Here is a 21,789-nt window from a genome sequence, read left to right as displayed (position 1 = left end):
GCACTGCCCCTGGCTGGGACTAGGCGCGCAGGTGCACAGGCAATTTTGTGGCCTTCTCTATGTCGCCGGCAGTGACCTCAATCAGCTGGTGCGACAGGTCGGCCAGTGCGCGGGCGGTCGCCAGTTCATCCCCGATTTCGGGGACATCGGAATCTGCCGGATTCAGCCTGGCCATTCCGATGCCTTCCAGTTCCGGCCGGTCCCCGGCCCGCAACCGCGCAGTGGCCCGCGTTTGGCCATCATGTTCGTCGAGAGTGATGTTTACCGACCAGCTTTTTTCCTGCATTTTTGGTCGCCTCCTCCATCCAGATTCCACGATGCCAAGGCCGCGTCGGGCCGTCAAGGGTGCGAAATTTGGACCCGCTGCGTGTGTGAGGGTGTGGACCCAATTTCGTGGCCCTCGCTGATAATGCGCCGGGTGGGGTCGGGGCGGTCGGCCGCCGCCGAGCCCATCAGGAACAACGTGGCATGTACATTGTGCTTTTCGGCACGACGAGGATCTTGGGCGTCCGGACCGGATGCGGGCCGTCGTCGAACGTCACCGCCAGGGTGCGGTTCGGCAGGGCTACGGTGCGGACGCTTCCTCCTTCCGCGGACTTGCCTGGCTCAGCCGGTACCGGCGCCCGGCGGCCCGTTGAGCACCGTGGGAACGTACTCGAGCAGCTGAAGCCGGCCGTCAAAGGTGCGGCTGTCCACCATTTCAAGTGCGACATCCGGATAGCCGTCGTAGATCCGCTCGCGGCCCGTGCGGCCGGTAATCACCGGGAAAACGACCAGCCGGAACCGGTCCACGAGGCCCGCGGTCAGCAGCGACCGGCAGAGGCTGAGGCTGCCGAGGGTGCTCAGCGGCCCGGCGGACGTCCGCTTCATCTGCTTCACGGCGTCTACTGCGTCCCCGGCAACCAGCTCTGAGTTGGGCCAGGTGAGAGGCGCCTGCAGGGTGGAGGAGAAGACCACCTTCGGCACGGCGGCAAGGCCGGTCAGGGCAGCCCCTTCGTCCCGGGAAAACCCTGACTCCCGGGCCTGGGCTTCCTCGGACATGCTGGACATCACCCGGTAGGTGTTCGCCCCCAGGAGGAATGTGTACCCCTTCTCCCCCTCCTGCTCGAGCCAGGCCAGGTATTCGGGCCCTTCCAGCCCCCACCAGCCGGGCCACCCTTCAGCCGAGGCGTACCCGTCCAGGGAGATGATCAGGTCCACCAGCAGCTCCGCCGGCTTCCCGGAAGCTGTCCCGTCCATGTCCGTCTCCCCGTTCTGCTCGACGTTCTGCCCGACGTTCTGGCCGGCGCTGCAGGCCGCCGCTGCGCTGCGGCTCCGACACCGGTGCGGGCAATGCTATCCGGGGGGCAGCCGGCCACTCAAGAGCCGGGCGACGCGCCGCCCGTGGGGTGCGGCGCGGCCGCGTGCTGTGCCCGGCCGTGCGGAAAGACCTCTGGAAACTGCTGCCGGAAGGTGCCAAGGTGAAGCAGTGCAGGGTCCCGCACTCAAGCAACGGAGGATGTCATGAACCTCGACGACTTGGTCTTCCATCCCTGGACTGTGCAGGGACCCCGCGATGTGCCCACACTGATCGGCGGCTCCGGAAGCCACGTCTTCGACGCCGATGGTCGGCGGTACCTGGACTTCAGCTCGCAGCTGGTTTTCACCAACCTCGGCCACCAGCACCCCCGCATCGTCGCCGCGATCAAGGAGCAGGCCGACCGCCTGTGCGCACTCGCACCCGGCAACGCGTCCGATGTGCGGGGCGAAGCAGCCCGCCTGATTGTCGAGGTCGCGCCGGAGCACCTCGGGCACGTGCTGTTCACCACCGGCGGGACCGAGGCGATCGAGCATGCGGTGCGGATGGCGCGTCTTTACACCGGACGGCACAAGGTGCTCGCGGCGTACCGCTCCTACCATGGCTCGACAACCACTTCGATCCACCTCACGGGCGACCCCCGCCGCTGGGGCTCTGACACTGGCACAGCCGGCGCCGTGCACTTCTTTGGGCCGTTCCTCTACCGGTCTGTCTTCGGAGCAGAAACCCTCGAGGAGGAATCGGAGCGGGCGTTGGCCCATCTCGAGCAGGTAATCCTCCTCGAGGGACCGTCGACGATCGCCGGCCTGGTCCTGGAATCCGTCGTCGGCAGTTCGGGCGTCATCGTGCCGCCACCCGGCTACCTGCGCGGAGTCCGCGAATTGTGCACCCGCCACGGCATCGTCTACATCGCCGACGAGGTGATGGTTGGTTTCTGCCGCACGGGTGCCTGGTTCGGCGTGGACCACGAAAGCGTCGCACCGGACCTGATGGCGTTCGCGAAAGGCGTCAACTCCGGATACGTCCCGCTGGGCGGGGTCCTGGTCAGCGACGCGATCTATGAGCTGTTCACCCGGCGCCCCTACCCGGCAGGCCTGACGTACAGCGGCCACCCACTGGCCTGCGCAGCGGCCGTCGGCGCCATCAACGCAATGCACGCCGAAGGCACCGCCGCAGCAGCCGCCCGCCTCGGCACCGGTGTCCTGGGGCCAGGGCTCAGGAAGCTGGCCGCGAAGCACGCGTCCGTCGGGGATGTGCGGGGCATCGGCGGCCTCTGGACCCTGGAGCTGGTCCGCAACCGGCAGACGAAGGAACCGCTGGTGCCCGCCGGGGCCAAGGGCCCGGACAACGCGCCGATGGCCGCCGTCGCCAAGGCCTGCCTGGACCGGGGGCTATTGCCGCTGGTCCAGGGCAACCGCCTCAACGTGGCGCCCCCGCTGAATATTACGGACGCAGATGCGGCAGCAGGGCTGGCCATCCTGGACGACGCCCTGTCTGTCACTGATGCTGACCTGAACTAGAACTTGAAAGCAGCAGTCCGCCGGCCGCTTCAGGACACCACGCGGTAGGTCACATGCGTGGCCAGGCTCGCTGCCCGCGACCTGACCTGCTCGAGTTTCAGCGGCGGGACGCCGTCGAACAGGCGCGTGCCTGCACCGAATGTGAGCGGTGCAATGTGCACGCGCAACTCGTCGATCAGCCCGGCGGCAAGGTACTGGTTGATGGTGGCAGCGCCGCCGCCGATCGCAACATCGCCGTCCCCTGCCGCCGCCCGTGCCTGCGCCAGCGCCGCTTCGATGCCGTCGGTCACGAAGTGGAAGGTGGTGCCTCCCGCCATCGGCTGCGGGTCGCGGGGATGGTGCGTGAGCACGAAGACCGGCGCGTGGAACGGCGGATCGTCGCCCCACCAGCCGTTCCACTGCCGGTCCCATTCACCGCGCACCGGGCCAAACATGTTCCGTCCCATGATGAAGGCTTTGGCGGCGACAATCTGCTCGATCTCCGCGCGGTTCTCGTCGGGTGTTTTGAACATCCAGGCGTGGAGCGCGCCTCCGGTGCCGTCACCGCCGTCGTCGCCGAACGGGCGCTCCTCTGTCTGGTTGAGCCCGGCAGAGTATCCGTCCACGGTGACCGTGATATCGCAGACCACCCGGCCTGTGTGTTCCGTCATTGCTGTCCTCCTCGCAGCGACCGTTGTCGCTTCGCGGTGAGCCTGCCTGCAAGCATCAGCATAGGACCTTCCGCATGAGAAGACCCTCACACGCTTCTCATGGCGGTCTCAGGTCCTGGTGCCACCATGAAGGTGTCGAAGGCGATGAAGTCATCTGGGCCTTCCCCGGCCCGGGCATCGGGACAGTCGGGACAGAAAAATGCTGAAAGCCCTGGATAGGATCCACCACCAAGCCGAGCCGGCCGCGGCGTCGTTCCTTTTCGATCAGGTTGCGGCGCTGCTCTGCTACGACCCCAGCGTGCGGTCAGGCGAACAGGATGCCTCGAGCGCCATGAGTGCCGCCGCGGGGCAGGTCTGGTCGGTGCTTGGCGACCGGAAGCTGTTCGACAGGCCGGCAGTGGACGAGCTCCGTGCGGAACTTGCATGGCTGACCGAGGCTCTGGGCCCGCTCAGCCACTCCGCACCTGCGCACTCCGCGTCTGGAGGCCACAGTGCTCCATGGAATGAGCCGGATTATGAATCGGCTTACGACACAGCCCTCTCCGCCCTTGAATCCGAGCGGTACTTCCGGCTGGTGGCCGACCTCCAGCAGTTTTGTTCCACTCCCCCGGTCAGGCAGCCGCGGCGCCGGCACCTGTACATGGGATGACGCCGGAGCCCCGCGAGGCAACGGATCCCGCCGGCCAGGACGTATGATTCTTCCCCGGTGGGTTTCTCCTTCCCGGAACGGCCCGGAGCAGGGCCGACCCGAGGGAGGGAAACAGTGATGGGCACATGACCGCGGAGCGTACGCCGAACGGAAAGGCACAGCGGAGCGATGTCCTGCTCCGGATCGGACGCTGGCTTGGCGATGAGACCGGTGACCGCACCCGGCCCGTCATTCTGGCGGTCGTGCTGGTACTGGCCGCACTCGGCCTGGTCGAGGTTGCCTCCGCGTCCTCGGTGGAGTCCGTGGCCGCCGGGAAGAACCCCTACGACCTGCCGTTGAAGCAGGCAATGTGGACCGCGGCCGGGATAGCCATCATGTTCGTCCTGGCCCGTCTCAAGGCGCAGCATATTCGCTGGCTCGCCTGGCCGCTCCTGGGTTCGGCCCTCATAGCCCTTGGCCTGGTGTTCACGCCATTGGGAATGACCGTCAACGGAAACCGCAACTGGCTGGGCTTCGGCGGGTTCACCGTCCAGCCCTCGGAGTTCGCCAAGCTCGCGCTCATCGTCTGGGCGGCGGCAGTGCTGACCCGGAAGCAGGGTTTGCTTCACGAGTCGAAGCACGCCGTAGTCCCCTTGCTCGTGCCGGGCGGCGTGCTCATCATCGGGCTGGTGGCCCTCGGCCACGACCTCGGCACCAGCCTCATCATCATGATGATCATTGCCGCCGCCATGTTCTACGGCGGTGTGCGGATGAAGGTGTTCGCCGTCGCAGGCCTTGTTGCCGCCGCCGGCGCCCTCGTCCTGGCAGCCACCAGCGGCAACCGGGTATCCCGTATTTCATCATGGCTCGGTGCGGGTTCGCCGGATGATGCCCAGGGCGTCGGCTACCAGGCGCTCCACGGGCAATATGCCCTGGCTTCGGGCGGCTGGTTCGGAGTGGGGCTGGGGCAGAGCCGGCAAAAATGGAACTGGATCCCCGAGGCCCACAACGACTTTATTTTCACCATCCTCGGCGAAGAACTCGGCCTCGCCGGAACCCTTCTGGTCCTGGGATTGTTCACGGTGCTTGCCATCGCCGTTTTCAAGGTCATCGCGCGGACCCAGGACACGTTCGCGCGTATTGTCGCCTCCAGCGTGATCACCTGGATCATCGGCCAGGCCGTGGTGAACATCGCCATGGTCACCAGCCTCCTGCCCGTCATCGGTGTGCCGCTGCCGTTCATCTCCTACGGGGGTTCCGCGATGGTCTCCTCGCTGGCCGGCGTCGGCGTGATCCTGGCTGTCACCCGCCCGCAGCCTGCCCAGGCGGCTCCGTCGAAGACCCGGCAGGTGGCAGCGCGCCGGGGCTGACGGCTGCCTAGTCCTGCGCGGACGCCGCGTCCGCCTTGGCCACCGCGCCCTGGGCGGCGGTGCCCTTGTTGTCTGCTGCGGGCATCGCGACGACGGCAATGACGGTGAGCAGGGCACTGGCCAGAACGGCGAGGAATACGGCGGCGGACGCCGACACGACGGTCCGCGGATCGGATGCGCCGCCTGGGGCGCCGGCGTAAATCGCGTTGGCCACGGCCCCGAATACGGCGACGCCGATGGAACTGCCGATCGAACGCGCAAAGAGATTGGTGCCGGTGACAACTCCGCGCTCGTTCCATTCCACGCTTGACTGGGCGGCTATGAGGCTCGGGGTCGCCACCAGCCCCAGTCCAAGTCCGACGACGAAACAGCCTGCCGCTGCCACCAGGACGTTGGGCGCGGTGGCATTGAGCGCAAGAACCGCTGTTCCCGCGACCGTGACCGTGACACCAATCAGGGCTGTCCTGCGAAAGCCGATCCGCAGATAGAAGCGGCCCGCCTGGGAGGCACTGATCGGCCAGCCGATGGTCAGCGCCGCCAGGGCAAGCCCGGCCATAATCGGGGAGGTCGAGAGGGAACCTTCGAGGAAGGTGGGGACGTAGGAGGTAAGGCCAAGCATGACCGCACCGACGCCGAAGGAGATCATGGCCGTTGTTGCCAGCAGCCGGCGGGAGACGACCCACGGCGGCAGGACCGGCTCCGCGGCCCGCCGCTCCACGAGAACGAACACTGCGAACAGGAGGGCACCGACGGCGAAGACAGCGATACTGGCCGAAGAATTCCAGGCCCACGCCTGGCCGCCCTCGAGGGCGCCGAGAATGAGCAGGCTCAGCGAGACTGTCAGCAGGGTCGCGCCCAAGTAGTCGATCCGGTGTTTCGTGCGCCCAATGTTCTCGTGGAACGACCGGATCAGCATCCACCCCGCGAGCAGGCAAAGCGGGATGTTCACGAGGAAAATTCCGCGCCAGATGCCCAGCGAGGCGAACACACCCCCGAGCGTCGGGCCCACCACGGACGACACCGCCCACACGCTGGCGAGGTAGCCTTGCACCTTTGCCCGCTCGGCGAGCGTGTAGATGTCGCCGGCGATGGTGATCGCCACCGGCTGGACTGCGCCGGCGCCGAGACCCTGCAGCACCCGGAAGGCAATCAGGGCGGGCATGCTCCACGCCACGCCGCAAAGGATGGAGCCCAGCAGGAAAAGGCCGATGCCGCTGAGGATGATTGGCTTACGGCCGACGACGTCAGACAGTTTTGCGTAGACCGGCACAGAGACAGCCTGGGCCAGCAGGTAGGCCGAGAAAAGCCACGGAAAGGACGCAAAGCCGCCCACGTCGTCAACGATGGACGGCACCGCCGTGGCCACGATCGTCGAATCGATCGCCACCAGACCGGTGGAGAGCATCAGGGCTATCAGGATGGGTCCGCGCCTGGACCGGAACCCGACTCCTTCGGCAGCCGTCGTCGTCATTGGCCTCAAATCCGTTGTTATCCACGGCACGTTTCGTGCCCCGAGACCCCGTCTGGCCCCAAGGGGATAACTGCGCCAGCCGCCGAAATAGTCCCGGCAGGACTGTGCCAGACAAGCCGGGTCACGGGTGTGCTTCCAGGCGGGACAAGCCTTTAGGAAAACTTGGATAAAACATGTTCGAATCTGGCCCGTTGCCTGACCAATTCTTGAGCCTGACCGGGCAAAGTCACTCATGGCGAAGCAAATGCCTCAGGCGAAGGAAGGGCAGTGCCATGAACACCAGGGCAGTACTCGCAAGTCAGCACACCGGCAGCCACTGGACCGCGGACGACGTAAGGGACAAGCTTGGGCAGGAAGTGGCATCGGATCCTGCCCTGGCCGATTTCCTGGCGGCAGCCCCTGACATGGCGCGCGCCCTCAAGGCTGTCCTGAACCTGGACCTCGGCGAGCTGGCCGAGCGGCTGGTACGGGCGGAGATCAGCGCCATTCTCCACTGAAGCCATCTCCGCTGAGGCCGTTGTTCGCAGCCTGGGCCCCGCCGGGCGAGGAGGTTGCAACCTGCCAGGCCCCGCGGTGTCCGCGGGGCCCGGCGCGGTGAGCGGTCAGGCGTTGAAGATCACGAAGAACTTCCGGATGCGCTCCTGGATTTCCCAGGTCCCCTTCCACCCGATGGGGAAGAAGCCGGCGGTTCCAGCCTCCAGAGTGACCGGTTCGCCGCCGTCTTCGGTGGCCACCATGCGCCCTTCAAGGACGTGGATTACCTCGCCGCGCTCCAGGAATTCCCAGCGGGAGAGGCCCGGCTCGGCCTCCCAGACACCGGAAAGGATGCGCGAGTCCTCGCTCGTGAAGGGAATGGCAATGCGCGTGGGAATCTCGTCGCCCAGCACCTCCGCCAGCGGAGGGCCGAGCGGCGCTTCGTCCAGTTTCCCGTTGAAAAGTTCCGTGGGCTGGAAGGTTGTGCTCATTGGATGTACCTTTCTAATGCTGTATGCCGCTGATAAGTCGCTTCCCTCCCCCAAAGGGTGGGCCTGACATCCATCGTCCAGCGTTTCTCGACGGCATAAAACACTCATTCGGGACAGTTTTGACTATCCTTTTGGGTCGGCTAGAGCAGCACCCCCCTGTTGCCCCGCCCACGGCGGGCCTTGGGAGCGTCAGACCTTCGCTTCGGCGGCCATGCTCAGCAGGTCAATGCCGTGCATGGCGTCGGCGGCCCGGACGAGGGCCAGGTGTGAGAACGCCTGCGGGTAGTTGCCGGCCATCCGCGCCGCCGTCGTGTCGTACTCCTCGCTGAGGAGGCCAAGTTCGTTGGCGAAACCCACCAGCCTGTCCATGAGGTTTTTCGCCTCCGACATCCGGCCCGTGCGTGCGTACTGCTCAACCAGCCAAAACGAACATGCCAGGAACGGGTGTTCGCCGGGGTCGAGTCCGTCCACACCGGTCTCCGTCCGGTATCGCAGCAGCAGGCCGTCTTCGGTGAGGAGCTCCTCCTCCAGCCGTGCAACGGTTCCGAGCATGCGCTCGTCGTTGTAGGGAAGGAACCCCACCTGGGGCATCACCAGCAGGGCGGCGTCGGTTTGCTGTCCGCCGTAAGTCTGCGTGAAGGAATTCAGGCGGGGGTCGAATCCTTCCCGAAGGATTTCGTCGCGCAGCCGCTCGCGCAGCTGCTCCCAGTGGTCAGCCGGTCCGTCGAGGCCGTGATTCCTGACCGCGCGGATGCCGCAGTCAAAGGCAGCCCACATCATGACCCGCGAGTGCGTGAAGAATTGCGGGTCCCCGCGCATTTCCCAGAGCCCGAAGTCCTTGTCCTCGATGTGCTTTTCAACGAACCCGAGCAGAATCTGCTGCAGCGCCCAGGAGAAGTGGTCTTCCTTTCCTCCGGCCAGGCGGAGTCTTTCGAGTGCCACCATGACTTCCCCCACGACGTCGGCCTGGAACTGCGCCACGGCAGCGTTTCCAATGCGGACGGGCCTGGAGTCCTGATAGCCGGGCAGGTGCTCAAGGACGCGCTCCGGCAATTCGCGCTCGCCGCCAATGCCGTACATGATCTGCAGATCTTCCGGGTCGCCGGCAAGTGCGCGGAGCAGCCAGTTCCGCCAATGCAGGGCCTCGGTTTCATAGCCGTGCGTCAGCATGGATTCCAGCGTCAAGGCAGCGTCCCGCAGCCAGCAGAACCGGTAGTCCCAGTTCCGCGGCCCGCCAAACTCTTCCGGCAAGGACGTGGTGGGGGCTGCGACGATGCCACCGGTCTCGTAGTTCGTCAGCGCCCGAAGAACCAGCAGGGAACGCTTCACCGCGCCCCCGTACGGACCGTCCGAACGGCAGTGGCTCGCCCACCGCGTCCAGTAATCGATCGCCAGTTCCAGCGCAGCATCGAAATCCACCGCCGGAGGAACGGGCCGGTGCGAAGGAAACCATGTCAGTTCAAAGTCGACAACCTGTCCCTTGGCCACCTCGAACCCGCCCGAGTGCCCATGGGCCTGCGCCTCAGGCAAATGCGGTCCCCGCAGCGCGACGGCATCCGGTCCGGCCATGGCCAAAAGCACCGTTCCACCGCCAGCGGCGCCATCCTGGATCCGCCTGCTCCACGGCACCACGGTGCCGTACCCCAGGCGGATGATCAGCTCCTGGAACATCTCGACGCGCCCCTCCAGCCCGGTGACCCGGCGCAGGACTGACGAGCCCGTGTGCCCCACCGGCATGAAGTCCGTGACCCGGACCTGTCCGGCCGGCGTCCGCCAGACTGTTTCCAGCACGAATGTCGAATCGACGTACTGCCACCCCGCAACGACTGCCTCAGCATGCCGGGGAGCCAGGACCCAGCGGCCGTGGTTCTCGATTCCAAGCAGGGAACTGAACAGCGACGGCGAGTCGAACCGGGGGAAGCAGAGCCAGTCAAGGCTCCCCGACCGGGAAATCAGGGGCCCAGTTTGGAGGTCCGACAGCAGTGCGTAGTCCTCAATGGGAGCGGCCATGGCTTTACTAAAGCACAACTGGCTTCTCCACGTCAGGCGGGAAGCGGAAATAGTCCCGGCTCTGTGACTTGGCTGGCCGGCGGGATGCACTCGATCATGTTTCCCAATAGTCTGGCCGGGTGGATACAAGCACCGTGAACCCCGGCGAACAGCTTGGCAGGCAGTCGCGCATTCTCGAAGCCGTACTGGACCTCCTCTCGCGCCACGGCATCTCCGGTGTCAACATGCGCGCCGTGGCGCGCGAGGCCGGTGTCGCGCTGGGCCTGGTCAATTACTACTACGAAGACAAGTCAAGCCTGATCCGCGCCGCCCTGCACCGGATGGACGAGCACGACCTGATGCTGGTGGCGCCCGATCCGGCCTCGCCCCCCGACGAACAGCTCCGCAAAGCCCTCAAGCGGGTTGCGGCCGCGGATCTCCTGACCACCCGCTACCTGTCGCTGCGCCTGCACCTTTGGGCCCTCGCCCAGGCCGACGAAGACTTCGCCCTGATCAATGCGGCTGCGTTCGACCGGTACCTGGACGGGCTCGCTGCACTGATCGGAAACGCCAAACCTGAACTTTCCCGGGATGCATGCAGGCAGCGCGCCGACGACATCGTCGTCATTCAAAACGGCATGTGGCTGACCGCGCTCCTCGGCATAGACAACGCGGCGATCCAAAGGAGCATCGCCCGCACGGAGCAGATCGCCTTCGCCCCCGCGGAATAGCGCCCGCCCGGGCTACAGGAACACCAGCCGGACGGGCCGCCGGCCACTTATGAGCTCTTCCTCCTGAGTTCCTGCTGCCCCCAGCCGGGGCTTTCGTTGACCCTTCGCTCCAGGTCGATCCAGAAAAAGTTGAACATTTGTTCATGCGAACCCTTGAACACTTGTTCAAGCTCTACTAATCTGCATATATGACCCACGCCACACCCCAGCGGAAAGTGGCCGGCAGATCCATCCGACCCGTCGAAGACGCCCCGCCCAACGCCGAGCGGAAGACCGACTGGAAGCCCGTCGCCGTACTACTGGAGGAGACCCCATGACCGATACCGCATCCACCCTTTTCATCAATGGCTCATGGGAGGCCGCCGGATCCGGCGCTGTGCGCCACATCCGCAACCCGGCCGACGGTGAACTGGTCGCCACCGTTTCCGAAGCCGGCCGGGAAGATGCAGAGCGCGCCATCGCCGCGGCGCGTGCGGCCTTCGACTCCGGCATCTGGGCAGCGGTCCCGGCGCCCGAGCGGGGCGCCTTCCTGCTCAAGGTTGCCGCGGAACTGCGCGAACACCGCGAGAAATTCGCCCGGGCCGAGTCGCTGGACACCGGAAAGCGGATTATCGAGAGCCGGATCGACATGGACGACGTCGCCGCCTGCTTCGAGTACTTCGGCCGGCTTGCCGGGCAGCAGGCGGGCCGCATCGTCGACGCCGGGGATCCCGCCGTCGTCAGCAGGATCGCCTACGAACCGGTGGGGGTGTGCGGCCTGATCACGCCGTGGAACTATCCCCTGCTGCAGGCGGCGTGGAAGATCGCCCCCGCGCTCGCCGCCGGCTGCACCTTCGTCCTCAAGCCCTCCGAGCTGACCCCGTCCACCGCCATCCTGGCTCTGCAGCTGCTGCAGGACCTGGGCCTGCCGGACGGCGTCGCCAACCTGGTGACCGGGGCCGGCGCAGAGGCGGGGGCGCCGCTTTCGGAACACCCCGACGTCGATCTTGTCTCCTTCACCGGCGGGCTGGAGACCGGCAAGCGCATTGCAGCGGCCGCCGCCGGCACCGTCAAAAAAGTGGCACTGGAGCTCGGCGGCAAGAACCCCAACGTGGTGTTCGCCGACGCCGACTTCGACGCCGCCGTCGACAATGCACTCAACGGGGCCTTTGTGCACTCCGGACAGGTATGCTCCGCCGGCGCCCGGCTGGTGGTCGAGGAATCGATCGCGGAACGCTTCGTTGACGAGCTGGTCCGCCGCGCACAGGGCATCCGGATCGGCGGCCCCTTCGACGAGGCGGCCGAGACCGGACCGCTGATTTCCGCGGCCCACCGGGACAAGGTCCACTCCTACGTTGAGCGCGGCATTGCGGAGGGTGCACGGCTGCGCTGCGGCGGGGCGGCACCGGCCGGGCAGAAGTACGACACCGGCTTCTACTACCAGCCCACCATCCTGGACCGCGTGCGCAGGGGAATGTCCGTCGTCGTGGACGAGGCATTTGGCCCGGTGGTGACGGTCGAGACGTTCCGGACCGAGGACGAGGCCGTGGCCACCGCCAATGACACGATCTACGGGCTGGCCGGCGCTGTCTGGACCCAGGACGCCGGCAAGGCGCAGCGCGTCGCGGGCCGGCTGCGGCACGGCACCGTCTGGATCAACGACTACCATCCTTACCTCCCCCAGGCCGAGTGGGGCGGCTTCGGCCAGTCCGGTGTCGGCCGCGAGCTCGGCCCGACTGGCCTCGCCGAGTACCAGGAAGCCAAGCACATCTACCAGAACACCAGCCCGCAGGTAACCGGCTGGTTCGCTGACCACAGCAAGGAGAACTAGATGCACACCGACAACGTCGAGAACCTCCAGGACCGGGAGTTCGACTACATCGTCATCGGCGGCGGATCCGCCGGCGCAGCTGTCGCCGCGAGGCTGAGCGAGGACCCGGGCGTGTCCGTGGCGCTGGTGGAAGCCGGCCCGGACGACCGCGGGATTCCCGAAATCCTCCAGCTCGACCGCTGGATGGAACTCCTGGAATCCGGCTACGACTGGGACTACCCGATCGAACCGCAGGAGAACGGCAACTCCTTCATGCGGCACGCCCGCGCGAAGGTCATGGGCGGCTGTTCCAGCCACAACTCCTGCATTGCCTTCTGGGCCCCGCGCGAAGATCTGGACGAATGGGAGTCCAAATACGGCGCCACCGGCTGGAACGCCGACGCCGCCTGGCCGCTGTACCAGCGGCTGGAGACCAATGAGGACGCCGGCCCGGATGCGCCGCACCACGGCGACTCAGGTCCCGTGCACCTGATGAACGTGCCCCCGGCGGACCCCGCCGGCGTCGCGCTCCTGGACGCCTGCGAACAGGCAGGCATTCCGCGGGCGAAGTTCAACACCGGCACCACCGTGGTCAACGGCGCCAACTTCTTCCAGATCAACCGGCGTGCCGACGGCACCCGCTCTTCCAGCTCGGTCTCCTACATCCACCCGATCATCGAGCGCGCGAACTTCACCCTGCTAACCGGACTGCGCGCCCGCCAGTTGGTATTCGACGCGGACAGGCGCTGCACCGGCGTCGAGGTCGTGGACTCGGCCTTCGGCCGGACGCACAGGCTCTCCGCCCGCTGCGAAGTGGTCCTGTCCACCGGAGCCATCGATTCACCGAAGCTGCTCATGCTCTCCGGCATCGGCCCCGCCGCGCACCTGGCCGAGCACGGCATCCAGGTCCTGGTCGACTCCCCCGGCGTCGGCGAGCACCTGCAGGACCACCCCGAAGGCGTGGTGCAGTTCGAGGCCAGGCAGCCAATGGTGGCGACCTCGACGCAGTGGTGGGAGATCGGCATTTTCACCCCCACGGAAGACGGCCTCGACCGCCCGGACCTGATGATGCACTACGGCTCCGTCCCGTTCGACATGAACACCCTGCGGCACGGCTACCCCACCACCGAGAACGGCTTCAGCCTTACCCCGAACGTCACCCATGCCCGCTCCCGCGGCACCGTCCGGCTGCGCAGCCGCGACTTCCGCGACAAGCCCATGGTCGACCCGCGGTATTTCACGGATCCCGAGGGCCACGACATGCGCGTCATGGTTGCCGGCATCCGCAAGGCCCGCGAAATCGCTGCCCAGCCTGCCATGGCCGACTGGACCGGGCGTGAACTGTCCCCCGGGATCGAGGCGCAGACAGACGAGGAACTCCAGGATTACATCCGCAAGACGCACAACACCGTGTACCACCCCGTGGGCACTGTCCGCATGGGCCCGGCCGACGACGTCATGTCGCCGCTCGATTCCGAACTGCGGGTGAAGGGGGTCACCGGCCTTCGCGTCGCGGACGCCTCCGTTATGCCCGAGCACGTCACAGTCAATCCCAACATCACCGTCATGATGATCGGTGAACGCTGCGCGGACCTCATCCGCGCCAGCCGCAGCGGCGAAACGGCCACGGCGGAGCTCAGCGCGGCCCTCGCCTGACCGGCGGCACGCTCCACGTCAATCGCCGGCACCCAGCGCGATTGTCATTGAACATTTGTTCATTCACGAGTCTTGAACATCTGTTCAGCATCAACTAGCCTGCTTACTATGACGCGCGCCACACACAACGGAGTCCGCGGCCGTGTCCACAAGTTTCGGCGGCTAGTCATCAGCAATGGGGGAAGACGGCCGGGCGCTGCAGCGCGGTGCCCGGCCCGTCGATTTCAGCAGTGTGATTTAATCTGCGTCCAATGGAGGCCGCGGGTTATCACCATCGTGCTTTTCTGATTTAGGAGTTCAGATGTTGGAACCCAGCAAGAGTACTGATTCGAGCGGCATGGACGAATTCGGCTATGCCCAGACCCTGGACCGGAGCATCGGCAAGTTCGCCAGCTTCGCCGCAGGCGTCAGCTACATCTCCATCCTCACCGGTGTTTTTCAACTGTTCTACTTTGGTTTCTCCATGGCCGGCCCGGCGTACGCGTGGTCCTGGCCCATCGTCTTCGTCGGCCAGCTGATGGTGGCGCTGTGCTTCGCCGAACTGGCAGGCCGCTACCCCGTCGCCGGCTCGGTCTACAACTGGGCCAAGCGGCTCGCGTCCGGCACCTCGGCGTGGCTGGCCGGCTGGCTGCTGCTGCTGTCCTCGATCATGGCGCTGGGATCCGTGGCACTGGCCCTGCAGATCACCCTGCCGCAGCTGTGGTCCGGCTTCCAGATCATCGGCGACGGCACCGGCACCTACGACTTCGCCCTCAACGGGGTTCTGCTCGCCACCATCATGATCACCATCTCCACCCTCATCAACGCGTTCGGTGTGAAGCTCATGACCCGGATCAACAGCATCGGCGTCTTCGTCGAGCTGATCGCGGCCGTGCTGCTGATCCTCGCGCTGGGCTGGCACGTGGTGCGGGGACCGGAGGTCTTCTTCGACACCGCCGGCTTCGGCGAAGGCCACGACCTGGGCTTCTTCGGCGTGTTCCTCATCGGCGCCATGGCTTCCGGCTACGTCATGTACGGCTTCGATACTGCCAGCTCCCTGGGCGAGGAAACGAAGGACCCGAAGCGGACGGCGCCCAAGGCCATCCTGCGGGCTGTCACGGCTTCCTTCCTGCTTGGCGGGCTGATCCTGCTCTTCGGCATCCTGGCCGCTCCGGATCTCACCGATCCCAAGGTGGGCGCTGCCGACGGCGGCCTGCAGCACATCGTGCTCTCGGTCCTCGGCGGACCCTTTGGCAAGGCCTTCCTCGCCTGCATCGTGGTGGCGGTAGTGGTCTGCACGCTGGCAGTCCACGCCGCGGCGATCCGCATGATGTTTGCCATGGCCCGGGACAACAACCTGCCGTTCAGCCGGCAGCTCAGCAAGGTGGATCCGGTCCGCAAGACCCCCACCGTGGCTGCGATCGTGATCGGTGTAATTGCTGTCATCCCGCTGCTGGTCAACGTCATGCAGCCGGCCATTTTCACCATTCTGTCCAGCATCAGCATCGTCCTGATCTACCTGTCCTACCTGCTGGTGACGGTTCCCCTGCTGCGCAAGCGGCTGGCCCGGAAGTGGCCGGTGCTCGATGACCGTTCGGAAGCCGGATTCAGCATGGGTAAATGGGGGCTGCCCGTGAACATCCTCGCGGTGCTGTGGGGTGGGGCCATGACGCTGAACCTGATCTGGCCGCGCCCGGAAATCTACAACTCGGTGCCGCCGTTCGAGTGGTATCTGCAGTGGGGCGGAGTCATCTTCGTCGCCGCGGTCACCGGAGGCGGTGCCCTGCTCTACCACTTCAAGATCAGGCACCAGACAGGCGTCCTCGCCGAACACGCTGCTCCGCCTGCCGCCCGGCTGGTGCCCGGCCCTGCCCCGGCTGACGCGGAGTTGTCCCCCGCCGACGTCGCCGGCGAAATCCGTGACGATCTGGCAATGAATGCCGCCGTCGCAAACAAGGGAGCGTAGGCCGCGCCGATCGCAAAAACGGGCACCCGGGTGCATCCTGCACCCGGGTGCCCCTGTTGCCCCGCAGCCAGGCACGGTATCTTGCACGGATGGACGAATATCAGGTCATCGTGGTCGGCGGCGGATTTGCCGGTATGACAGCGGCCGAGCACCTGGGCCGCAAGGGCATCCGTGTGCTCCTCATCGACGCGAACAACTATCACCAGTTCCAGCCCCTGCTGTACCAGGTGGCCGCCTCGCAGATCGGCGTATCAGCCGTGGCCCGGCCGCTGCGCTCGGTGTTCCGCGGCTCGAAAGGCGTCCGGGTCCTCACGGCGGAGGTCACGGCGGTAGATGCCGCCACCCGCACTGTCACCACAATCGACGGGTCCCGATACTCGGCGCGGATCCTGGTTCTCGCCGCCGGCGCCGTACCCAACTTCTTCAACACTCCGGGCGCCGAAGAACATGCCTATCCCCTGTACTCCGTGGCAGACGCCACGCGGCTGAGCGCTGCCCTTACCACCGTCCTGGACGAGACGGACCGTGCCCACACGGGCAATGCGGACGTGGTGGTCGTCGGCGGCGGGCCCACCGGTGTGGAGACAGCGGGTGCCCTCGCCGAGAACATCAAGTACCTGGTGCCGAAGTATTTCTCGCCGGACCTTGCGGCGCGGTGCCGGGTCCATCTGGTGGACATGGTGCCGAACGTGCTGATGGCGTTCTCCGAGAAGTCACAGGCGTACACCCGTGACCGGCTGGTGAAGCTTGGAGTTCAGCTGCACATGGGCCAGGGTGTCACCGAGGTCCGCGCCGACGCCGTGACGCTGGCGGACGGGACGGTCATACCCGCCCGGATCGTCGTGTGGGCCGGGGGCCTGAAGGCCGGGAAGATCATCGCCGAGTCGGGACTCCCGCAGGGGAAGGGCGGGCGCATCGACGTGCTGCCCGACCTGACGGCGCCCGGCGCCGAGGGCGTCTATGTCCTGGGCGACTCCGCCAACATCACCGATGCCACCGGGGCTAAACTTCCCCAGCTGGGCTCGGTTGCTGAGCAGTCCGGCAAATGGGCGGCCCGCAACATCCAGGCTGACCTTGCCGGCGGTTCGCGCCAGCCTTTCGAATACTGGGACAAGGGCTACATGGCCATGGTGGGCCGCGGCGCAGCAGTGGCCGAACTGGGTCGCAAACGCATCCAGCTGCAGGGCCCCCTGGCGTTCCTCTCATGGCTCGGTGTCCACCTTGCCCTGCTCCCCGGCACGCAGCAGAAGATCCGGGCTCTCTCGTCCTGGCTGACCGGTTATGTCACGCACAGCCCATCACACGTCGTCGTCGGACGGCCCGACTAACCGCGCGCGCTGAGCCGGCGGCGTGGCGCGCCCGGTAGTTCGCGCCCGGTAGTTTCAGAGGACGCCGGACGTGGACACGAGTTGCGCCCGGCCTTCTTCAAGCCGGTACGCCACACCGATTACGGCAGTGGAGTAATTATCCACGGCGTCATAAATCATCCGTGAACTGTCCAGCAGCCGTCGAACGGTCTGCTTGGCGTGTTCCACCACCATGTCATTGACATCGGTCTTGTCCTCACGCAGCGAGCCGAGCACCGATGGAGTGATCCGCTCCACCAGGTCGCGGATGTGGCCGTGCGGCACTTCCCCCGTTTCCACGGCCTCTTTGGCGGCCGTGACCGCGCCACAGTTGTCGTGGCCAAGGACGACGACGAGCGGGACGTGAAGTACCGAGACGGCGTACTCCAGTGAGCCGAGTACGGCATCGTCGATCACGTGCCCGGCGGTGCGGACAACGAATACGTCACCAAGACCGACGTCGAAGATGATTTCTGCCGCGAGACGCGAGTCTGCACAGCCAAAGATGACTGCGAAGGGGCTTTGACTGTTCACGAGCTCGCTGCGACGGGACGCGTTCTGGTTAGGGTGTCTGGACTCTCCCGACACAAAACGCTCATTGCCTTCCATCAGGCGCTGCCACGCGTCATACGGGCTGATTCGGTTAGTCACCCTGCTTACTTTACGGGGGGCTTCCTGCAGGGTCCCGAGCCATCACTCTCCCGCATCGGGCTAGTACCTTGTGAGACGCGTGGCGCCGTTGCGGCTGCCTTCGGCACCCCGGATCTCGGCATCACGCCCCTTCTGACCCGAAGCGCGGGGCCAGACAGGGTGCCCGCCACGTCCGCTCCCTGAAGGTTCGCAACCGCCGTCGACATCAAAGTGCCCCCGGCGTAGGCTGGCAGCATCGGCGCATGAGCCGGTGCCCTGCGTCGATACCCCAATCGATGAAGGAGGACCAATGAGTGCTGTACGTGAGTTCATGACTACGGATGCGCAGTGTATTAGGGAGAACCAGTCCCTCGTAGACGCCGCCCGGATGATGCTGGATCTGGACTGCGGATCGTTGCCGATCTGCGGTGATGACGGCCGGCTGCAGGGCATGATTACCGACCGGGACATCGTGCTCAAGTGCCTGGCCGTGGGCCGGGATCCACGCGAGATGATGGCCCGGGACCTCGCCACAGGCAAGCCCTACTGGATCGACGCAGATGCGAACGTTGACGCCGCGATCGAAATGATGGAGAAGTACCAGGTCCGGCGGCTTCCGGTTATTGCTGACCACCGGATGGTCGGCATCATCAGCCAGGGAGACATCGCACGAAACTACTCGGAAGAGCGTGTCGGGGAACTGGTGGAGCACATTTCCGAACGCAGCCGAATGCAGCCGAGCAGCTGAGAAAGTCGAGCAATACCTCAGCAAACCAGCGCCGCGGAGCACTCTCCGTGGCGCTCGTCTGTGGCATGAAGTGTGGCCTGTTTGCCTTGGCAGCCCGCTACTGGAATTCGCCTAGGCTGGCTCCATGAGTATCGAGTCTTTGACGGCCCAGTTGCGCGAGTTCGCCCAGGAGCGCGACTGGGAACAGTTCCACACGCCCAAGAACCTGGCCATGGCCCTCAGTGGCGAGGCGGGCGAGCTGGTGTCGCTCTTTCAGTGGCTGCGTGACGGGCAGGTCGGCGAATGGCTCAATGATCCAGTCAACAGGACGGCCGTGGAGCACGAGATGGCTGACGTTTTCGGGTACCTCCTGCGGCTGGCCGATGTCCTTAATGTCGACCTGGATGCAGCGCTGCGGGCCAAGATCGGCGTCAATGCGCAGAAGTACCCCGTGGAACTTGCCCGCGGCAATGCCCTGAAATATACGGTTCTGGCCGCCAGGCGTACTACAGGCAGCTGACAGCACAAGGCCTGCATGACGCGCCAACTGCAAGAGATGGGCGTCACATCGAGTGTTTGATATATTAGTTCCGTCCGCTGATATATATTAGTTCTATATGAGGTCTTCCGCGGAGGACCCACGTCAACTCGATGAGGAGTGGAACAGCATGCAGCAACTCGCGCAACGGCTCGAACGCCTGGGCACCGAAACCGCCTTCAGCGTCGCGCAGGCCGCCGCCGCCTGGAAGGCGAAGGGGAACCTGGTGTTCCCCTTCCATTTGGGCGACATCAACATCCCCACCGCGCCGAACATCGTGGAGGCGATGAACAAGGCGATCGCCGACGGCTACACGGGCTACTGCCCCGGCCCCGGCATCCCGCAACTGCGTGAGGCCCTCGCCGAGGACATCGGCTCGCGCCGCGGCATCGAGTTCTCCCCCGAGAACGTGGTGGTCATGACCGGCGGCAAGCCCGTCATCACGAAGTTCCTGCAGGCGGTCATGAACCCCGGCCAGGAAGTGCTCTACCCCAACCCCGGCTTCCCGATCTACGAATCGCAGATCGAATACCTCGGCGGCACGGCTGTGCCATACGGCTACGTGCCCACGAGCACGGGCTTCGCAATCGACATTGAGAAGATCCGCGCCTCGATCACCCCGAACACGGTCGCCATCATCTACAACGACCTGCAGAACCCCATCTCGGCCGAGTCGACCGCGGCCGAGCGTGAGGCCGTCGCGCAGCTCGCGATCGAACACGACCTCTGGGTGCTCTCCGACGAGGCCTACTTCGAGACACGCTACGAGGGCGTGTCGAGCTCGATCACCTCGATTCCGGGCATGGCCGAGCGTACGGTCATCCTCTACACGTTCAGCAAGAAGTTTGCGATGACAGGCTCACGCCTTGGCTGCGCCGTCGCCCCGCGCGAGATCGCCCAGGTCCTCAGCACGCTCAACACCAACGACGAGTCCTGCACCACGCACTACGTGCAGTGGGCCGGCATCGAAGCGCTGCGCGGCCCCCAGGATTCCGTGCAGCAGATGCTCGACATCCTGCAGACGCGCCGCGACACCGCGTGCGAGCTCGTGAACTCCATTCCCGGCATGCACGTGGCCGTGCCGCAGTCCACGTTCTACCTGTTCCCGGACGTCACCGAGGTCATGGAACGCATGGGGTACACCCAAGTTGGCGACTTCGCTTCCGACGCCCTGTACAAGACCGGCGTCTCCTTCTGCACGCGTGAGCACTTCGGCCGGCGGCTGCCCGGTGAGGACCGGCAGTACATCCGCCTCGCCTACTCGGGCATCGAAGCGGACGCTATCCGTGAGGGCCTTGGCCGCCTGCGCGAATGGATCGTGACTGCATGAGCCGCGTCGTCGTTACAGGACGGATCCCTGACGCCGCCCTTGAAAAGCTTCGCGCCGAGCACGAGGTCGACGCCTGGACCGGTCCGGAGTCGATCAGCCGTGAGGAACTCCTGCGCCGCGTCGCCGGGGCAGACGCGATTGTGAGCCTGCTGACCGAACGCGTCGACGGCGAACTGCTGGACGCCGCCGGCCCGCAGCTGAAGGTCGTCTCCAATGTCGCCGTCGGCTATGACAACATCGACGTCCCGGCCTGCACGGAACGGGGCATCGTCGCCACCAACACACCCGGCGTACTGACGGAGGCCACCGCGGACATCGCGTTCGGGCTCATCCTCATGGCAACCCGCCGCCTGGGCGAGGGCGAACGCCTCATCCGCGCCGGCCAGCCGTGGAAGTGGGGCATGTTCTTCCTGCTCGGCTCCAGCCTGCAGGGCAAGACCCTCGGCGTCGTCGGCATGGGCGGCATCGGCCAGGCGACGGCACGCCGGGCCAAGGCCTTCGGCATGGACATCGTCTACCAGTCCCGCAGCGAGATCGATCCTGCGATCGCCGCGGAACTGGGTGCCCGCCGGGTCGACCTCGACGAACTGCTGACCGTCTCGGACGTCATCTCGCTGCACTGCCCCTACGGCCCCAACACGCACCACCTCATCGGCGCGGAGCAGCTTTCAGCAATGAAGAGCTCCACCTACCTCGTCAACACCGCACGCGGACCGATCGTCGACGAAGCGGCCCTCGCGGCCGCGCTGCGCGAGGGCGTCATCGCCGGTGCGGGCCTGGACGTCTTCGAGAAAGAGCCGCAGGTCCACCCCGACCTGCTGGATCTGGAGAACGTGACACTCGTGCCGCACCTCGGCTCGGCCACCGTCGAGACGCGCACCGCCATGGCAGTCCTCGCCGCGGACAACACGCTGGCCGTGCTCCGTGGCGAGCAGCCGCCCACGCCGATCGGTTAGTCAAGACACGATCCGCGAATAACGCGTACGAGCCCCGTCCCGAAGGACGGGGCTCGTACCGTTAACGTCAGGCTCCAGATGGAAGTCCGGCCGCTCTCTGCGGTCCCGGCGGGGGCCCATAACTGTCGGCCGTCCGCCGCATCCCAGTGCAATGCCGCTGTTGGCCCGCAGCTCGAGACGGTCGATCAGTACCTGCAGCAACCAAAGTTGGCGCCGGACGGTGCGTCCGGCGCCAACGCCAATGGCGTAAC

Annotated in this window: 19 protein-coding genes and 2 pseudogenes; 13 read left to right on the top strand and 8 right to left on the bottom strand. The window is 65.9% G+C overall.

What is annotated here, in order from left to right; genetic code table 11:
- Window positions 1-19: 19 nt before the first annotated feature.
- The 3 genes and pseudogenes from ACFUTU_RS15875 to ACFUTU_RS15865 form a co-directional block, all read right to left on the bottom strand.
- Window positions 20-286, bottom strand: a complete 267-nt coding sequence (locus ACFUTU_RS15875) for a DUF1876 domain-containing protein (RefSeq protein WP_377965897.1) — start codon at window positions 284-286, stop codon at window positions 20-22.
- 53 nt (window positions 287-339) lie between these two features.
- Window positions 340-474: pseudogene (locus ACFUTU_RS15870) on the bottom strand (polysaccharide deacetylase family protein); the annotation flags it as partial.
- A 132-nt stretch (window positions 475-606) separates the two neighbouring features.
- Window positions 607-1,239 (bottom strand): dihydrofolate reductase family protein, encoded by a 633-nt coding sequence (locus ACFUTU_RS15865; protein WP_377965895.1) that lies wholly within the window; start codon window positions 1,237-1,239, stop codon window positions 607-609.
- A gap of 255 nt (window positions 1,240-1,494) precedes the next feature.
- On the opposite strand from ACFUTU_RS15865, the pseudogene ACFUTU_RS15860 reads away from it, so the two are divergent.
- Window positions 1,495-2,817 (top strand): annotated as a pseudogene (locus ACFUTU_RS15860) (aspartate aminotransferase family protein); the annotation flags it as partial.
- A gap of 29 nt (window positions 2,818-2,846) precedes the next feature.
- Here ACFUTU_RS15860 and ACFUTU_RS15855 read toward each other — a convergent pair.
- Entirely contained in the window at window positions 2,847-3,467 is a 621-nt protein-coding gene (locus ACFUTU_RS15855) for a dihydrofolate reductase family protein (protein WP_377965893.1), read from the bottom strand.
- Window positions 3,468-3,666: 199 nt separating this feature from the next.
- On the opposite strand from ACFUTU_RS15855, the gene ACFUTU_RS15850 reads away from it, so the two are divergent.
- Window positions 3,667-4,116 carry a CHAD domain-containing protein gene (locus tag ACFUTU_RS15850; protein WP_377965891.1) on the top strand — a complete coding sequence of 150 codons (450 nt, stop codon included), beginning with the start codon at window positions 3,667-3,669 and terminating at the stop codon, window positions 4,114-4,116.
- A gap of 125 nt (window positions 4,117-4,241) precedes the next feature.
- Entirely contained in the window at window positions 4,242-5,465 is a 1,224-nt protein-coding gene (gene ftsW / locus ACFUTU_RS15845) for a putative lipid II flippase FtsW (protein ID WP_377965889.1), read from the top strand.
- A gap of 7 nt (window positions 5,466-5,472) precedes the next feature.
- On the opposite strand, the gene ACFUTU_RS15840 is transcribed toward ftsW, so the two are convergent.
- A complete protein-coding gene (locus ACFUTU_RS15840; protein WP_377965887.1) occupies window positions 5,473-6,936 on the bottom strand; it encodes an MFS transporter in 1,464 nt (487 codons plus the stop codon).
- A 272-nt stretch (window positions 6,937-7,208) separates the two neighbouring features.
- Between ACFUTU_RS15840 and ACFUTU_RS15835 the strand changes: the two genes are divergently transcribed.
- Window positions 7,209-7,433 (top strand): hypothetical protein, encoded by a 225-nt coding sequence (locus ACFUTU_RS15835; protein ID WP_377965885.1) that lies wholly within the window; start codon window positions 7,209-7,211, stop codon window positions 7,431-7,433.
- 105 nt (window positions 7,434-7,538) lie between these two features.
- Here ACFUTU_RS15835 and ACFUTU_RS15830 read toward each other — a convergent pair whose 3' ends face one another.
- Window positions 7,539-7,901, bottom strand: a complete 363-nt coding sequence (locus ACFUTU_RS15830) for a cupin domain-containing protein (RefSeq protein ID WP_377965883.1) — start codon at window positions 7,899-7,901, stop codon at window positions 7,539-7,541.
- 189 nt (window positions 7,902-8,090) lie between these two features.
- The gene (locus tag ACFUTU_RS15825) at window positions 8,091-9,911 is read right to left on the bottom strand and encodes a glycoside hydrolase family 15 protein (RefSeq protein WP_377965881.1); all 1,821 of its coding nucleotides are present in this window, start codon (window positions 9,909-9,911) and stop codon (window positions 8,091-8,093) included.
- 119 nt (window positions 9,912-10,030) lie between these two features.
- On the opposite strand from ACFUTU_RS15825, the gene ACFUTU_RS15820 reads away from it, so the two are divergent.
- The 5 genes from ACFUTU_RS15820 to ACFUTU_RS15800 all read left to right on the top strand — a co-directional run bounded on the left by ACFUTU_RS15820 (window position 10,031) and on the right by ACFUTU_RS15800 (window position 17,339).
- Window positions 10,031-10,621, top strand: coding sequence for a TetR/AcrR family transcriptional regulator (locus ACFUTU_RS15820; protein WP_377965879.1), 591 nt, complete (start codon window positions 10,031-10,033; stop codon window positions 10,619-10,621).
- Between the two features lie 313 nt (window positions 10,622-10,934).
- Window positions 10,935-12,431, top strand: a complete 1,497-nt coding sequence (locus ACFUTU_RS15815; RefSeq protein ID WP_377965877.1) for an aldehyde dehydrogenase family protein — start codon at window positions 10,935-10,937, stop codon at window positions 12,429-12,431.
- The gene (locus tag ACFUTU_RS15810; RefSeq protein WP_377965875.1) at window positions 12,432-14,066 is read left to right on the top strand and encodes a GMC family oxidoreductase; all 1,635 of its coding nucleotides are present in this window, start codon (window positions 12,432-12,434) and stop codon (window positions 14,064-14,066) included.
- Window positions 14,067-14,367: 301 nt separating this feature from the next.
- Window positions 14,368-16,011, top strand: a complete 1,644-nt coding sequence (locus ACFUTU_RS15805) for an APC family permease (RefSeq protein WP_377965873.1) — start codon at window positions 14,368-14,370, stop codon at window positions 16,009-16,011.
- An 89-nt stretch (window positions 16,012-16,100) separates the two neighbouring features.
- Window positions 16,101-17,339 (top strand): NAD(P)/FAD-dependent oxidoreductase, encoded by a 1,239-nt coding sequence (locus tag ACFUTU_RS15800; RefSeq protein WP_377965871.1) that lies wholly within the window; start codon window positions 16,101-16,103, stop codon window positions 17,337-17,339.
- A gap of 54 nt (window positions 17,340-17,393) precedes the next feature.
- Here ACFUTU_RS15800 and ACFUTU_RS15795 read toward each other — a convergent pair whose 3' ends face one another.
- Entirely contained in the window at window positions 17,394-17,966 is a 573-nt protein-coding gene (locus ACFUTU_RS15795) for a carbonic anhydrase (RefSeq protein ID WP_377965911.1), read from the bottom strand.
- 331 nt (window positions 17,967-18,297) lie between these two features.
- Here ACFUTU_RS15795 and ACFUTU_RS15790 point away from each other — a divergent pair, with 331 nt between their 5' ends.
- The 4 genes from ACFUTU_RS15790 (at window position 18,298) to ACFUTU_RS15775 (ending at window position 21,538) form a co-directional block, all read left to right on the top strand.
- Window positions 18,298-18,735: a CBS domain-containing protein gene (locus tag ACFUTU_RS15790; RefSeq protein ID WP_377965869.1), complete on the top strand. Its 438-nt coding sequence runs from the start codon at window positions 18,298-18,300 to the stop codon at window positions 18,733-18,735.
- Between the two features lie 124 nt (window positions 18,736-18,859).
- Entirely contained in the window at window positions 18,860-19,234 is a 375-nt protein-coding gene (locus ACFUTU_RS15785; RefSeq protein WP_377965867.1) for a nucleotide pyrophosphohydrolase, read from the top strand.
- A gap of 148 nt (window positions 19,235-19,382) precedes the next feature.
- A complete protein-coding gene (locus ACFUTU_RS15780) occupies window positions 19,383-20,582 on the top strand; it encodes a pyridoxal phosphate-dependent aminotransferase (protein ID WP_377965865.1) in 1,200 nt (399 codons plus the stop codon).
- Window positions 20,579-21,538 carry a 2-hydroxyacid dehydrogenase gene (locus ACFUTU_RS15775; protein WP_377965863.1) on the top strand — a complete coding sequence of 320 codons (960 nt, stop codon included), beginning with the start codon at window positions 20,579-20,581 and terminating at the stop codon, window positions 21,536-21,538. The genes ACFUTU_RS15780 and ACFUTU_RS15775 overlap by 4 nt, the downstream gene beginning before the upstream one ends.
- Window positions 21,539-21,789 lie beyond the last annotated feature (251 nt).

Source organism: Arthrobacter sp. NPDC057388 (assembly GCF_042668165.1).
Lineage (GTDB): Bacteria > Actinomycetota > Actinomycetes > Actinomycetales > Micrococcaceae > Arthrobacter.
The sequence above is the reverse complement of the archived record's forward strand: the minus strand, read 5'-3'. Positions and strand labels throughout refer to the sequence as shown.

Coding starts and splice junctions, on each gene's coding strand:
- ACFUTU_RS15810 (WP_377965875.1), top strand. CDS start 12,432: ATGCACACCGACAACGTCGAGAACCTCCAGGACCGGGAGTTCGACTAC.
- ftsW (WP_377965889.1), top strand. CDS start 4,242: ATGACCGCGGAGCGTACGCCGAACGGAAAGGCACAGCGGAGCGATGTC.
- ACFUTU_RS15795 (WP_377965911.1), bottom strand. CDS start 17,966: ATGGAAGGCAATGAGCGTTTTGTGTCGGGAGAGTCCAGACACCCTAAC.
- ACFUTU_RS15830 (WP_377965883.1), bottom strand. CDS start 7,901: ATGAGCACAACCTTCCAGCCCACGGAACTTTTCAACGGGAAACTGGAC.
- ACFUTU_RS15865 (WP_377965895.1), bottom strand. CDS start 1,239: ATGGACGGGACAGCTTCCGGGAAGCCGGCGGAGCTGCTGGTGGACCTG.
- ACFUTU_RS15780 (WP_377965865.1), top strand. CDS start 19,383: ATGCAGCAACTCGCGCAACGGCTCGAACGCCTGGGCACCGAAACCGCC.
- ACFUTU_RS15775 (WP_377965863.1), top strand. CDS start 20,579: ATGAGCCGCGTCGTCGTTACAGGACGGATCCCTGACGCCGCCCTTGAA.
- ACFUTU_RS15855 (WP_377965893.1), bottom strand. CDS start 3,467: ATGACGGAACACACAGGCCGGGTGGTCTGCGATATCACGGTCACCGTG.
- ACFUTU_RS15790 (WP_377965869.1), top strand. CDS start 18,298: ATGAGTGCTGTACGTGAGTTCATGACTACGGATGCGCAGTGTATTAGG.
- ACFUTU_RS15805 (WP_377965873.1), top strand. CDS start 14,368: ATGTTGGAACCCAGCAAGAGTACTGATTCGAGCGGCATGGACGAATTC.
- ACFUTU_RS15835 (WP_377965885.1), top strand. CDS start 7,209: ATGAACACCAGGGCAGTACTCGCAAGTCAGCACACCGGCAGCCACTGG.
- ACFUTU_RS15815 (WP_377965877.1), top strand. CDS start 10,935: ATGACCGATACCGCATCCACCCTTTTCATCAATGGCTCATGGGAGGCC.
- ACFUTU_RS15785 (WP_377965867.1), top strand. CDS start 18,860: ATGAGTATCGAGTCTTTGACGGCCCAGTTGCGCGAGTTCGCCCAGGAG.
- ACFUTU_RS15875 (WP_377965897.1), bottom strand. CDS start 286: ATGCAGGAAAAAAGCTGGTCGGTAAACATCACTCTCGACGAACATGAT.
- ACFUTU_RS15800 (WP_377965871.1), top strand. CDS start 16,101: ATGGACGAATATCAGGTCATCGTGGTCGGCGGCGGATTTGCCGGTATG.
- ACFUTU_RS15840 (WP_377965887.1), bottom strand. CDS start 6,936: ATGACGACGACGGCTGCCGAAGGAGTCGGGTTCCGGTCCAGGCGCGGA.
- ACFUTU_RS15825 (WP_377965881.1), bottom strand. CDS start 9,911: ATGGCCGCTCCCATTGAGGACTACGCACTGCTGTCGGACCTCCAAACT.
- ACFUTU_RS15850 (WP_377965891.1), top strand. CDS start 3,667: ATGCTGAAAGCCCTGGATAGGATCCACCACCAAGCCGAGCCGGCCGCG.